This is a genomic window from Pontibacter brevis, from assembly GCF_054779655.1.
In genome coordinates this window covers 1-12799 of record NZ_BAAGXV010000021.1, presented here as the reverse complement: position 1 = coordinate 12799, position 12799 = coordinate 1, and the positions used below count along the sequence as shown (strand labels likewise).

The 12799-nt window shown below is 47.7% G+C and carries 14 protein-coding genes; 12 read left to right on the top strand and 2 right to left on the bottom strand.

Translation table 11 applies throughout. The features are described from left to right. Positions 1 to 8 precede the first annotated feature (8 nt). From panB to ACYVB1_RS05405, 8 genes are all read left to right on the top strand, one after another. Positions 9 to 827 carry a 3-methyl-2-oxobutanoate hydroxymethyltransferase gene (gene panB, locus ACYVB1_RS05440; protein ID WP_460921420.1) on the top strand — a complete coding sequence of 273 codons (819 nt, stop codon included), beginning with the start codon at positions 9 to 11 and terminating at the stop codon, positions 825 to 827. An 87-nt stretch (positions 828 to 914) separates the two neighbouring features. After that, positions 915 to 1592 (top strand): RluA family pseudouridine synthase, encoded by a 678-nt coding sequence (locus ACYVB1_RS05435; protein ID WP_460921417.1) that lies wholly within the window; start codon positions 915 to 917, stop codon positions 1590 to 1592. A gap of 157 nt (positions 1593 to 1749) precedes the next feature. Beyond that, positions 1750 to 2523 carry an acyl-CoA desaturase gene (locus tag ACYVB1_RS05430; RefSeq protein WP_460921415.1) on the top strand — a complete coding sequence of 258 codons (774 nt, stop codon included), beginning with the start codon at positions 1750 to 1752 and terminating at the stop codon, positions 2521 to 2523. 209 nt (positions 2524 to 2732) lie between these two features. Next, on the top strand, positions 2733 to 3275 hold the full coding sequence (locus tag ACYVB1_RS05425; protein WP_460921413.1) for a 30S ribosomal protein S16: 543 nt from the start codon (positions 2733 to 2735) through the stop codon (positions 3273 to 3275). Positions 3276 to 3286: 11 nt separating this feature from the next. Beyond that, entirely contained in the window at positions 3287 to 3862 is a 576-nt protein-coding gene (rimM, locus tag ACYVB1_RS05420; protein ID WP_460921410.1) for a ribosome maturation factor RimM, read from the top strand. Further along, complete coding sequence (gene trmD / locus ACYVB1_RS05415) at positions 3862 to 4539, top strand: tRNA (guanosine(37)-N1)-methyltransferase TrmD (protein ID WP_460921407.1); 678 nt, start codon at positions 3862 to 3864, stop codon at positions 4537 to 4539. The genes rimM and trmD overlap by 1 nt, the downstream gene beginning before the upstream one ends. Before the next feature lie 171 nt (positions 4540 to 4710). Beyond that, positions 4711 to 5064, top strand: a complete 354-nt coding sequence (gene rplS, locus ACYVB1_RS05410; RefSeq protein ID WP_460921405.1) for a 50S ribosomal protein L19 — start codon at positions 4711 to 4713, stop codon at positions 5062 to 5064. Between the two features lie 166 nt (positions 5065 to 5230). Continuing rightward, positions 5231 to 5815, top strand: coding sequence for an inorganic diphosphatase (locus tag ACYVB1_RS05405; protein WP_460921402.1), 585 nt, complete (start codon positions 5231 to 5233; stop codon positions 5813 to 5815). A gap of 98 nt (positions 5816 to 5913) precedes the next feature. Here ACYVB1_RS05405 and ACYVB1_RS05400 read toward each other — a convergent pair whose 3' ends face one another. Next, positions 5914 to 6612, bottom strand: coding sequence for a DNA repair ATPase (locus tag ACYVB1_RS05400; protein WP_460921399.1), 699 nt, complete (start codon positions 6610 to 6612; stop codon positions 5914 to 5916). 216 nt (positions 6613 to 6828) lie between these two features. Between ACYVB1_RS05400 and ACYVB1_RS05395 the strand changes: the two genes are divergently transcribed. From ACYVB1_RS05395 to ACYVB1_RS05385, 3 genes are all read left to right on the top strand, one after another. Next, the gene (locus ACYVB1_RS05395) at positions 6829 to 7236 is read left to right on the top strand and encodes a 6-pyruvoyl trahydropterin synthase family protein (protein WP_460921396.1); all 408 of its coding nucleotides are present in this window, start codon (positions 6829 to 6831) and stop codon (positions 7234 to 7236) included. Further along, a complete protein-coding gene (folE, locus tag ACYVB1_RS05390; RefSeq protein WP_460921394.1) occupies positions 7199 to 7903 on the top strand; it encodes a GTP cyclohydrolase I FolE in 705 nt (234 codons plus the stop codon). Before ACYVB1_RS05395 ends, folE begins: the two co-directional genes overlap by 38 nt. Positions 7904 to 8030: 127 nt before the next feature. Continuing rightward, a complete protein-coding gene (locus ACYVB1_RS05385) occupies positions 8031 to 8948 on the top strand; it encodes a TIGR01777 family oxidoreductase (protein ID WP_460921391.1) in 918 nt (305 codons plus the stop codon). A gap of 106 nt (positions 8949 to 9054) precedes the next feature. Here ACYVB1_RS05385 and ACYVB1_RS05380 read toward each other — a convergent pair whose 3' ends face one another. After that, positions 9055 to 11334 (bottom strand): penicillin-binding protein 1A, encoded by a 2280-nt coding sequence (locus ACYVB1_RS05380; RefSeq protein ID WP_460921389.1) that lies wholly within the window; start codon positions 11332 to 11334, stop codon positions 9055 to 9057. Positions 11335 to 12293: 959 nt separating this feature from the next. Between ACYVB1_RS05380 and ACYVB1_RS05375 the strand changes: the two genes are divergently transcribed. Continuing rightward, a complete protein-coding gene (locus ACYVB1_RS05375; RefSeq protein WP_460921386.1) occupies positions 12294 to 12434 on the top strand; it encodes a hypothetical protein in 141 nt (46 codons plus the stop codon). Positions 12435 to 12799 lie beyond the last annotated feature (365 nt).

The window sequence follows — 12799 nt, the reverse complement described above, 5'->3', positions numbered from 1 at the left end:
TATCAACTATGTCTGTACATAAAAGCGACGTAAAGAAAATAACCACGCACCAGCTGCAGAATATGAAGGAACGCGGCGAGAAAATATCCATGCTGACCGCGTATGATTTCTCGATGGCGACGATTCTGGATGCTGCAGGAACCGATGTGCTGCTGGTTGGTGACTCTGCCTCTAACGTAATGGCAGGCCACGAAACCACGCTGCCTATTACACTGGACCAGATGATATACCACGCCTCCTCTGTGGTTCGGGGCGTCAGCAGAGCCTTTGTGGTAGTGGATCTGCCGTTTGGCTCTTACCAGGGTAACTCTTCTGAGGCACTGCGTTCAGCCATTCGCATCATGAAAGAGTCCGGGGCACATGGCATTAAACTGGAAGGCGGAGCAGAGATAAAGGAATCTGTTACCCGCATTCTGTGTGCAGGTGTGCCGGTTATGGGCCACTTGGGCCTTACGCCCCAGTCCATCTATAAATTCGGCACATACTCTGTACGCGCCAAGGAAGAGGCAGAGGCACAGAAGCTGATAGACGATGCCCAACTGCTGCAGGAACTGGGCTGCTTTGCTATTGTGCTGGAGAAGATACCTTCAGAACTGGCAAAGCGGGTGGCAGAAACGCTGACGATCCCAATAATTGGCATTGGTGCCGGTCCGCATGTGGACGGGCAGGTACTGGTGGTGCACGACATGCTGGGCATTAATAAAGAATTTAAGCCCCGCTTCCTGCGCCGCTATGCCGACCTGCACACCATCATGACGGATGCTGTGACCAACTACATCAAAGATGTAAAGAGCCTGGACTTCCCCAACGAAAAAGAAGCCTACTAAAGTTAGACAATTAGAGAGCAAAGTTACAGGGCTGAGCAATACCATAGCTTAAAACAGCCTTGGCATTGCTCAGCTCCTTAGCCCATCATGATGCTGGAAGTTTTATATGAGGATAACCATGTGCTGGCGGTAAACAAACCTGCCGGGCTGCTGGTGCATGGCGATGAGACAGGAGACACCACGCTGGCTGATTTGGCGAAGGATTACATCAGGGAGAAGTATAACAAACCTGGCAATGTGTTTATCGGGGTGGTGCACCGCCTCGACCGGCCCGTAAGCGGAGTTATTCTTCTGGCTAAAACGTCCAAAGCCCTGGCACGCCTGAACGAGCTGTTCAGGAGCAAGAAAACCCAAAAGACCTATTGGGCTGTGGTGCAGAACAGGCCGGCGCAGGAAGAGGGAAAACTGGTGCACTGGCTTGTAAAAGACGGCATTAAAAACATAACCAAAGCCTACGCCAAAGAAAACAAGAGTGGCCAGCGCTCTGAACTGCATTACAAACTCCTGAGCACGCAGCAAAGCAGGCACCTGCTAGAGGTAAGCCCCATTACGGGCAGGTCGCACCAGATACGGGTGCAGCTAGCCTCCATGCGCTGCCCTATACTGGGCGATCTGAAGTACGGGGCAGCACAGCCACTGCCCGATAAAAGCATTGCCCTGCATGCCCGCCAGTTGCAGTTTGAGCACCCAACGCTTAAAACACCTGTAACAGTAAGCGCCCTGCCGCCCCATAATGCCACCTGGGCACCTTTCCGGCAGCTATAAGAAAGATTGTTCAGAAAATGATTTTCATCATTTTCTGAACTTTTACCACCTCTTCTCTATTTTACATTCAATTCGTATTGTAAATTTGTAAAATGCATGGCCCGCTTACCGTAGCCAGGCATACAGCAGAATTACATCATTATCATCTTATAAGCTAATGGCTATACTCATCTTCTTCGTGGTGCACTGGTACCTGTCACTTTTCGTACAGACCTTTTACCTGCACCGTTATGCCGCTCACAAAATGTTCACCATGAACCCTTTCTGGGAGAAGGCATTTTACCTTTTAACCTACATGGCACAAGGCTCCTCTTTCCTTTCGCCGCGTGCCTATGCTATCCTGCACCGCATGCACCACGCTTTCTCTGACACAGAGAAAGACCCGCACTCGCCGCATTTCTCTAACAATGCGTTCACGATGATGTGGAAAACAAAAAATATTTACAACAACGTACTTAACAACCGTGTGGAACCGGAGCGCCGCTTTGAGGGCGATTACCCGGTATGGGATGCGCTGGAGAAAATAGGAGACTCTTACTATTCAAGAATCGGATGGGGCGTATTCTACGTGCTGTTCTACATTGCCTTCGCCACACAGTGGTGGATGTTCCTGCTGCTTCCAATCCACTTCCTGATGGGGCCGGTACATGGCGCTATTGTGAACTGGAGCGGCCACAAGTACGGCTACCAGAACTTCGACAACAACGACAAATCCAGAAACTCTCTTTTCTTCGACTTCCTGACAGGTGGTGAACTGTTCCAGAACAACCACCACAAGCTGCCTAACCGTGTGAACTTCGGTGTGAAGTGGTGGGAAGTAGATCCAACCTGGCCGGTTATCTGGTCGCTGAACAAGCTCCACATCATCAAGTTGAAGCCAGCCAAAGTGAAAGTAAAAGCAGTAAGGCCTAAATCTCAGGCCGCAGCTTAATCAGTAAATACAGAAGCCCTCCCGCAATGGAGGGCTTTTTTGTTTCTCAGAACTACTTCCCCCGTGAGCCTGGGCTACAGAACTGAAATTCTGGCGCATAGCCTCAACTTAAATTAACATAACCTTGCAATTGTTCCGCTATAAATTCTTACCTTTGCGGTTCTAAAAACTGGCGGACGGGATCCGCCGACATAAATTTTATATACAAAATGGCAGTAAAAATCAGACTGGCCCGCAGAGGCCGCAAAAAAGCAGCTATCTATGATATCGTAGTAGCAGATGCAAGATCACCACGTGATGGTAAGTTCATTGAGAAACTGGGTACTTACAACCCTAACACTAACCCTGCGTCTATTGACTTCAGCGAAGACAAGGCGTTTCAGTGGTTAATGAACGGTGCACAGCCTACTGACACTGTAAAAGCAATGCTTTCTTACACTGGCGTACTTTACAGAAGACACCTGCAGATTGGTGTTATCAAAGGTGCTATTTCTCAGGAAACTGCCGACTCTCGTCTGGCAGAGTGGAAAGAAGCGAAGCAGTCTAAAATTGAGGAGAAGCGTCAGAACCTTGGTTCTGCTAAAGAGGCTGCCAGAAAAGCTGCTTTCGATGCTGAGACTAAAGTAAAAGAGGCGCGTGCCGAGGCTATCCGTCAGCGTGAGGCTGAGAAAGCTGCCGCTAACGCTCCTGCTGCTGAAGAAGCTACTGAGGCTCCGGCTGAAGGCGAAGCGAACACAGAAGAGCAAGCATAAATTTCATTGCCATGAATATTGATGACTGCTTTCAGTTAGGCTATATCGTCAAAACCCATGGCACCAAGGGGCAAGTGGTCGCGTTTTTTGACGTAGACTATCCCGAAGATTATGAAGATTTGGAATCAGTTTTCCTTGAGCAAAAAGGAAGACTGGTTCCTTTTTTTATAGACACCATGGAGCCAGTGCAGAAAGGGCGCTTCATCATCCGGTTCGAAGACGTTAAAACCATCGAACAGGCCGAAGCACTGCGCAACACGCCCCTTTACCTGCCGCTTGATGAGTTGCCGGAGCTCGAAGACGACCAATTCTACTTCCATGATGTGATTGGTTACCAGGTAGTAGACCAGAACTATGGCCCGCTGGGTATTGTGAAAGAGTTCTACGACATGCCGCAGCAGCAACTGATGGCCATGGAGTACCTGAACCAGGAGATGCTGGTGCCGGTGATTGACGAGGTGTTTCTGCGTGCAGACCATGAGACAAAGCAACTGCATGTAAACATGCCGGAAGGCCTGCTTGAAGTATACACCCAGCCGGGTGGCCCTGACGAAGCCGACGAAGACGATTCGGAAGACCAACAATAATGCGTTTTGACATCATCAGCTGCCAGCCTGACCTGCTGGACAGCCCCTTCAGCCATTCTATCTTAAAGCGCGCGCAGCAAAAAGGACTTGTGGAAATCCACATCCACGACCTGCGCAAGTATGCCGTAAACAAACACGGGCAGATAGATGACTATGCCTTTGGCGGTGGTGCCGGTATGGTGATGATGATAGAACCCATAGACAAACTCTTGTCTGAACTAAAGGCCGAACGAACGTACGATGCCATTATTTACATGACGCCGGACGGACAGACGCTGAACCAGCAGGTTGTGAACCAGTTCTCGCTGCTGCAGAATGTAGTCATTCTTTGTGGCCACTATAAAGGTGTGGATGAGCGCGTGCGGCAACATTTTGTAACGCACGAAATCAGCATCGGCGACTATGTATTATCTGGTGGTGAACTGGGAGCAGCTGTGCTGGCTGATGCCATTATCCGAATCATACCAGGCGTGCTGAATGATGAGTCTTCGGCACTGACGGATTCTTTTCAGGATGGGCTGTTGGCTCCGCCTGTCTATACCCGGCCAGCGGAGTACAAAGGCATGCAGGTGCCCGAGATACTGCTATCCGGAAACAACCCGAAGATTGAGGAGTGGCGCTTCGAGCAGGCAGTAGCCCGTACCCGCCAGCGCCGGCCTGATTTGCTGGGTGAATAATCATCCGGAACCTATTATGCAGATGAGGCTTTTATAGCTACCGGCCTCACCCTCATAGCGAAAAGGCAGCTAAATATTATATTTTTTTTCTGCAGATATTCTTATGTAAGAAATAATTACATATCTTTGCAGTCCGAAATTTGAAGAAGATACTTTTAAGTAATAGCCATCATGAGCGAACTAATTAAATTCGTAGAGCAGGAATCTACAGACAAGCGTGCCTCTTTCCCATCTTTCCAGGCGGGCGACACTATAAACGTACACGTAAGAATCCGTGAGGGTAACAAAGAGCGTATCCAGCAGTTCCAGGGTGTAGTAATACAGCGTAAGAACGTGAACACGAACGGCGAAACGTTCACTGTAAGAAAAGTATCTAACCAAATCGGATTAGAGCGTATTTTCCCTTTGCTTTCTCCATCTATCGAGCAAATCGACTTAGTGAGAAAAGGTAAGGTAAGAAGAGCAAGACTGTACTACCTGAGAGGTCTTCAGGGTAAAGCTGCTCGTATCAAAGAAAGAAGATAAAGATACCTGTTTTCATAATTACAATAGTTTTAGTGAGAGAGGAGCCGATGCATATCGGCTCCTCTTTTTATTTCTGTATATATTGCCCCACTACTCTTAGCCTGTTCTCTTTCCTCTCCGGCAGAGGCTTTCTATCTTTGTGATACCCTGATTAAAAAAGCTGAAGATGAAACTGTATCCTTACCTGTGCCTGTGCCTGCTGGCGCTGCTGCTTTTCTCCTGCAAGACAGACTATACCGAACTTCCCGCCTACACCGGTAACAAACAACTGCAGGCCGTAATAGAGACACCTGCCGGCAGCAACCACAAACTGGTATATGACCGCGAGAAAAAGGAGTTTGTAAATGACAAGGACGCCGACATGGACCGTGTGGTCAATTTTCTGCCCTACCCCGGCAATTTGGGTTTTATACCCTCCACAGAGATAGATCCCAATGGCAAAGGACTGGAGATCCTCGTTCTTTCAGAAAGGCTGGAAACAGGTACTGTGACCGAAGTAATACCAGTGGGACTCCTACAGCTGGAAACAGCCGGAGATCTGCAGCATATAATAGTGGCAGTGCCTGCAAGGCCCAGTGAGCGCCAGATAGATGTAACTAACTACACTGCCCTGAGCAAAGAATACCCGGCCGTTAAAACGATTCTGCAAAGCTGGTTCGCAAACTACAATCCCGCCGCCCGGACAAACGTTGTAGGCTGGCGCGATGAAAAATTCGCGGACAAGGAAATACAGCGCTGGATGAAGCTGTAGATTTCTTTGTCAATTACTGGAGAAAAACAAAAGCAACGCGCCCGCTATACATGCATGTAAGCGGGCGCGTTGCTTTTGGGCCAGAGTTCCTAGTATCGTTATTTGATTGCCTTCAGTTTCTCTCTTACCAGTTCTACAGATTTTTCCATATCCTGCACCTGTTGGCGGCTGATTTCCTGCTGCTTCACGTTATGCTCCACATTCAGCTCCAACTGCTTTAGCTCTTCGGCATTACGCGCCAGCTCAGCTTCCAGATCCAGCCTTTTCTGTCGGTTCTTATCAATCTGGTTTTGGATGCTGTTAGCCTCCTTCACCACCCGGTCCTGCTCCGATTTGGTAGCGCGGAGCACTTCCTCTGCCTCGTTTATCTGTCGCAGTACATCATCACGGTACAGTTTGCGGGCAAAGCCGCGCATAAAACTTTCGGCTGCGGCATATTCTTTTGGTGTCGCATCTTTATCCACATAGGCTACGCCCATATCCAGGCTCCACCAGATAGTACTGCCTTGTGCGTTGCTGCCAACAAGGGAAGTAACCCGCAACGGAGTGCTTGAAATTGTATCTATTACAGCACCTTCCACGGTTAACAGTCCCTTGCTGCTTTTTACCTTCCCAGCTTTTTTGTTCAGGTAGTCTTTCCAGGATTTCTCGGTTGTCTTTGGGTCAATTTCTATAGAAAGCTGTTGTCCGCGCCTGATTACGCCATTTACCTCCTGTTCTTTCTCTATAACCTGCACCATTTGTGCCTGGCTGACCCCTGTAATGAGTAAAAGCACTGCAAGTATAATTCCTCTCATCAGCTAAAGTTTAATTGCACTATTTATTATTGTTACCACACACTAAAATAGGGAATCAGGCGGAGAATGAATGGGTGCAGGCGAAATTATTTTCACCTGTAATTGGTTTGGGTTTCGAGGTAGCTACATTAACTTTGTAAACTTATAGCTTTTGCAGTCCTAAATGGTTTTGCCTTGGCACCGAACAAACATACAGCTGTTGTTGTTGCAAACAATATGAAAGTAACCATTTGCCGAAAAGAACATTTTAACGCTGCCCACAGGCTCCACAACCCCGCCTGGTCCGACGAAAAAAACCAAAAAGTATTCGGCCTGTGCAACAACCCCAACTATCACGGCCACAATTATGAGCTTTTTGTAAAGCTGACTGGTGCCGTAAATCCTGAAACAGGCTATGTGTACGACCTTAAAAAGCTGAGCGATCTCGTAAAACAGGAAGTGGTGGATACTTTCGACCATAAGAACCTGAACCTCGACACAGCCGAATTCCGGAACCTGAACCCTACCGCAGAAAACATTGCCGTGGTGATATGGGAAAAGCTTCGCGCTAAAATCAGCACCGAGTATGAATTAGCCGTAACACTTTATGAAACAGAACGAAACTTTGTGGAATACAATGGATAACCACAACAAAGATATTGACAGAGATGAGGAGGCAATGGACGACCATGTGATGAGTTCACTGGATACTCCCCTGCGGGAAGATGCATTTGACCTCTCTAACGAGGAGAAAGTAGAGATCATCAAAGGACACTTTCATGAGATTATGCACACCCTGGGCCTCGACCTGACAGACGACAGCCTGAAAGGAACGCCGCTTCGCGTGGCCAAAATGTACGTGAACGAAATTTTCAGCGGGTTGCACCCAGACAATAAACCGGTTGCACGCCGTTTTGAGAACAAGTACAAATACAATAAGATGCTGGTGGAACGTGACATAACAGTTTACTCTTCCTGCGAACATCATTTTGTACCGATTATCGGGAAAGCGCACGTTGCCTACATTCCGAATGAACACGTAATTGGCCTCTCCAAACTTAACCGCATAGTACATTACTATGCCCGCCGCCCGCAGGTGCAGGAGCGCATGACGATGCAGATAGCAAATGAACTGAAGCAGGCCCTGCAGACAGAAAATGTGGCTGTGATGATAGAGGCTGACCATTTGTGTGTGATGAGCCGTGGCGTAGGCGATGTAAGCAGCAGCACGATAACTGCCGAGTACTCCGGCCTTTTTGATGAACAGGAATACCGTACAGAGTTCCTGTCACACATTCGCAGTAAGAGCTAATCCTCCCCTTGCACCCTCGGCTTCACCAATTAAGCTGCTTATTTAACTCCTGCTCAATATTAGAGAACTTAAATATACCTGTATTGCGTATAGGGGAAACAATGCCTAAACATGCTCAAGAATTATTATGTCTGGTAAAATATTAATAACAGGTGGTTCGGGATTAGTCGGGATGCGTCTGTCAGAGATGCTCATCGACCAGGGCTACGAAGTAGCCCACCTGAGCCGGAACCCTGACAAGGTCTCCAACTATAAAACCTTTAAGTGGGATGTAAAGGAAGGGGCCATCGATGAGAATGCTATTACGTATGCCGACTATATCGTGCACCTGACAGGCGCCAGCGTGGCAGCCGAGAAGTGGACGGAAGACCGGAAAAAAGAAATCATCAACAGCCGCGTGCAAAGCACAAACCTGCTTTACAGGTGCCTGAACGAGGTAAACCACCACGTAAAAGGTTTTATTTCAGCTTCAGGCATAAACGCTTATGGCGACTCCGGCGATCAGCTGGTGTCGGAAGAGAGCACCACCGGCGACGATTTTCTGGCGGAGGTGTGCAAAGTGTGGGAGGCATCGGCCTGGCAGATGCATGAACTGAACCTGCGAACTGTTATTTTCAGGTTAGGCATTGTGCTGAGCGTGAAGGGAGGAGCCCTGCCCCAGATGGCCAGACCTGTTAAACTGATGGCAGGCGCTACACTGGGCTCCGGCAAGCAGTATATGTCCTGGATACACATAGACGATGCCTGCCGCCTCTTTATCAGGGCCATAGAAGACCCCCAGTTTTCTGGTTTATACAATGCTGTGGCGCCACACCCTGTCACAAACAAAGAGTTCATGAAAGAACTGGCCGAGGCCATGAAGAAGCCGATGGTACTTCCCAAAGTGCCTGCCTTTGCTATTAACCTGGTTATGGGCGAAATGAGTGAGGTGGTACTGGCCAGCCTGCGTGTAAGCGCTAACAAGGTACTACAAACAGGCTTTACCTTTGAGTATAACTATTTAGAAGAGGCGCTGGAGTCTTTTTATGAGGAGGAGAAAAATTGATAAAAATCTACTAAGCAAAGAGACCTGGGTTTATTAAAAGCATAAAAAGAGAGGGCCAGCTACGTGTAGCTGGCCCTCTCTTTTTATGCCTATCTTCAAGCTGGTATTACAAAATGTTTCCTCCCACATTCAGGAGCTCCAGCATTTCATCCAGTGCAGTGGAATCCGGCTCAGCCCGCCTTGGCAGCACAGTAGTACAGTTATACTTTTTGCTGATTTCGACGGTCGGCCCCGGGAAGCGGCCCAGGGTATAGCCCAAATCTTTGTCTTTATAAATTCGCTCCATGTAAAGGCCAAACATCGGCAGTGCCGTTTTGGAGCCCTCGCCCAGCTGCGATGTACGGAAGTGTATACTGCGGTCTTCGCCACCCACCCAAACACCCGTCACCAGGTCTTTTGTAACTCCCATAAACCAGCCGTCAGAGTGGTTGGAGGTAGTACCTGTTTTACCGCCTATTTCATTGCCGTTCTTCCAAAGGTCATATTCCCAAAGGGCCTGCGAAGTGCCACCCGGCTCCTCCATACCACCTTTCAGCATGTGCACCATCAGGAAAGCAGTTTCTTCGCTCAGTACTTTCTTCTGCTTCGGCACAAACTGGTGAATCAGGTTACCATTGCGGTCTTCGATGCGGGTGATGAACATCGGCTCCGTATGGAATCCCTGGTTCGGGAACGTACTGTAAGCGCCTACCATATCAAAGATAGAAACATCACTGGGGCCAAGGCCAATAGAAGGCACCTCCTGCAGCGGGCTCGTGATGCCCAGGCGGTGCGCGTACTTCACTACTGTCTCCCAGCCTACTTTCTCTGTGAGCTGTGCCGTTACGGAATTCACTGACTTACCCATGGCGCGACGCAAGGTCATAGGGGCACCGGTATACTCCCAGTCAGCATTGGTAGGCGACCAGTTCATTTTCTTGCCATTCTCCACATAGTTGATGGTGATGCGCTTATCTACAATCTTATCGCAAGGAGAATAGCCATTGTCGATGGCAGCCACATACACAAAGGGCTTGAAGGTAGAACCCGGCTGCCGGCGCGCCTGCTTCACATGGTCGTATTTGAAGTACTTGAAATTGATACCCCCTACCCAGGCTTTAATATGCCCGGAGTATGGGTCCATCGTCATCATGCCACCGTGCAGAAAATGCTTGTAATAGGCCAGCGAGTCCAGTGGGCTCATTGTCACTTTCTTTTCCAGCGAATCGTTGTCCCAGGTAAACACCATCATCTCACGCGGAGTATTCAGCTCCTTATTAATGGCCTTCAGGTCATCCCCGTGCTTTTTCTTCAGGCGCTGGTAATAGGCTGTACGTTTGATGGTTTCTTCAATGAAACCGGGTATCTCACGGTCTTTCTCATCCACCCAAGGATTTTTGCCCTCCCAATGGTTATCAAAGCGGCGCTGCAGCGTACGCATGTGCTCCTCCATGGCTGCCTCGGCATGTGCCTGCATCCTGGAGTCGATGGTGGTGTATATTTTAAGGCCGTCACGGTAAAGGTCATAGCCATTCTCCTTCGTCCACTCCTTCAGGTAGTCGGCCACGGCACCTCTGAAATAAGTGGCAGGGCCATCATAGTGGTTCTCCACTTTATACTCCAGCACCAAAGGCAACTGGCTAAGCGAGTCAGCCTGTGCAGGAGTAACGTAGTTATACTTTGCCAACTGCCCCAGCACGGTATTACGGCGTCGGGTGGCATTCTCAGGATTAAATTTGGGGCTGTAATAAGTGGGTGCTTTCAGCAGGCCTACCAGCACAGCAGCCTGCTCTGTTTTTAGGCTATCAGGTGAAGTGTTGAAAAAAGTTTTGGAGGCAACCTTGATACCAAACGAGTTTGAACCGAAATCTACGGTATTCAGGTACATTGCCAGGATTTCCTCCTTGGTGTACCGCTGCTCCAGCTTAATGGCTGTCAGCCACTCTTTGGTTTTGGCAATAACCAGGCTGATGCCCGGAACATGCCCCAGCACACCTTTGGAGGTGTCTGTACGGGTTTTATAAAGGTTTTTGGCTAGCTGCTGCGTAATGGTACTGGCGCCGCGGGCATCGCCCTGCAAGCTACCGTATACAGCCGACATGATGGCGGCAGGGTCAATACCGGTGTGTTCGTAAAAGCGAATATCTTCTGTGGCAACCAGCGCCTTGATTAGCATCGGGGAAAGGCTGTCGTAGCCTACCGGGCTGCGGTTTTCCTTAAAGTACTTTCCAATCAGCTTCCCATCTGACGTATAAAGCTCAGAGGCCTGATCAGACCGGGGGTTTTCCAGCTTGTCAAGGCTTGGTGAGGAACCAAACAGGTAAAGCAGGTTATTGTCCACGCTCAACAGGTAGCCTAACACAAAGGCGAAGCCCAGAAAGAAAACTTTCCAGGCAAACCCGATCACGCCTTTAAATATTGACCTCTTCGGTTTTTCTATCTTTTCTTGCTCCTTCAGCATTGTCATCAAACAGAGGGCACCCTCTTTAAATTCCCTTTCACGCTCTTACAAGCAACTGCAAATATACCTTTTGTACACAACAACTAAGATTTAACACTACAAAACTTAGTGAAGCCAGTTTTCGGAGTTACCTCTGCTAAATAGGTCGCATTTTACTCGCAAATTTAGGAAAAAGGTCGCAAGCTTTGACTTCCTCCCTATTCTTAAATTCTTTTACTGGAACTGGTCTATTTATGCTAAAAAGATGAAAAGTAGTTTTCAACACAAGAAGCTTTTCACATATCAACTTATCAACACAGAGAGACTACCAAGGCATCAAAAGAGGCTTTTTAAGCATCATATCCATTAACTTTAATATTATAGGTAACCTATGTATGTTATCCACGGTGTGGATAACTATGTGGACTACACCACAAAAACGGCCCTGCCTGCTATTTGGGAGGGTGTGCATAAATTGAACAACTTTCGCCCCGACTTTCAAGTTCAATTTTATATATTTGAGTAACAGAGCTAATCCAAGTTCTTTGATTTATTGTTGTTTTACTCTCAATTCTGATGCCTATGTGCAAGAGGAAAAAGAGGGGTAACAAAAGCAAAAGGCCAGACGGCAATAGGAACAGCCGTTCCAAGCCATCTGACCTTGAGCCTGAGTTACCTCAACATCACCCTAAGAGGGTGATAGCTAAGTCCATAAAGCGTGCGTTCGCCAAAACTAACTCGCTTTTCTGGACTCTCTTTGAAGTTACTGCGAGAGCAGCCTTCAAATACATACTGTTCGATTCCGATATCGAACTATAACCACAAAATCAGGTGTAGACCCCAAGGGTTTGCACCTTTTTTTTTGCTTTATCTTAATCGAGAGTTTTAGAACACTTCGGTACTGTAAATTTACAGTACTGTTAACAATGATACGTGAAAATCTTAATGAAGTCAACAATATTCTCAATGATACTAATGATGAAGATGTTGATGACGATGAAGACAATACTGAAAGAAATAGTGAGCAAAAAGAGGAAGCTCGTAAGGAGGCAGAAGATAAGATATAAGTTAAGCTCTTTTGCAACCCCTACCACCACCGCTGAAAAGCCTTCAATAACTTAGCAATTAGAAAGTGTAGTAACACAGGTTAAGTTATTAAACTAAGCTTGTGGCTCTTTCACACTCTATCTGTAGCTCTTAGCCATAAAGTAAGAGACCATACATTCTATCCCATATATTTGTTCGTCCAACAGACTTTGTTTAGGCTGGTACTTAACCAGTTCAGCAAAGTACTTACAAGTTGTTTTCACCTCTATACAAATGACTCATATTGTAGGCTTACCTGAAGTTCGGCCATTTAAAAGTTGTAAAAACTACTAACTTTAAATGGAATGAAAAAGACAAAGTTTACCGAGACACAGATTATCAAGGC

Excerpts from the sequence above, each read along its gene's own strand:
- ACYVB1_RS05435 (WP_460921417.1), top strand. The coding sequence starts at position 915 with ATGATGCTGGAAGTTTTATATGAGGATAACCATGTGCTGGCGGTAAAC.
- rimM (WP_460921410.1), top strand. The coding sequence starts at position 3,287 with ATGAATATTGATGACTGCTTTCAGTTAGGCTATATCGTCAAAACCCAT.
- ACYVB1_RS05395 (WP_460921396.1), top strand. The coding sequence starts at position 6,829 with ATGAAAGTAACCATTTGCCGAAAAGAACATTTTAACGCTGCCCACAGG.
- ACYVB1_RS05405 (WP_460921402.1), top strand. The coding sequence starts at position 5,231 with ATGAAACTGTATCCTTACCTGTGCCTGTGCCTGCTGGCGCTGCTGCTT.
- rplS (WP_460921405.1), top strand. The coding sequence starts at position 4,711 with ATGAGCGAACTAATTAAATTCGTAGAGCAGGAATCTACAGACAAGCGT.
- ACYVB1_RS05430 (WP_460921415.1), top strand. The coding sequence starts at position 1,750 with ATGGCTATACTCATCTTCTTCGTGGTGCACTGGTACCTGTCACTTTTC.
- ACYVB1_RS05425 (WP_460921413.1), top strand. The coding sequence starts at position 2,733 with ATGGCAGTAAAAATCAGACTGGCCCGCAGAGGCCGCAAAAAAGCAGCT.
- ACYVB1_RS05375 (WP_460921386.1), top strand. The coding sequence starts at position 12,294 with ATGATACGTGAAAATCTTAATGAAGTCAACAATATTCTCAATGATACT.
- trmD (WP_460921407.1), top strand. The coding sequence starts at position 3,862 with ATGCGTTTTGACATCATCAGCTGCCAGCCTGACCTGCTGGACAGCCCC.
- folE (WP_460921394.1), top strand. The coding sequence starts at position 7,199 with ATGAAACAGAACGAAACTTTGTGGAATACAATGGATAACCACAACAAA.
- panB (WP_460921420.1), top strand. The coding sequence starts at position 9 with ATGTCTGTACATAAAAGCGACGTAAAGAAAATAACCACGCACCAGCTG.
- ACYVB1_RS05400 (WP_460921399.1), bottom strand. The coding sequence starts at position 6,612 with ATGAGAGGAATTATACTTGCAGTGCTTTTACTCATTACAGGGGTCAGC.
- ACYVB1_RS05385 (WP_460921391.1), top strand. The coding sequence starts at position 8,031 with ATGTCTGGTAAAATATTAATAACAGGTGGTTCGGGATTAGTCGGGATG.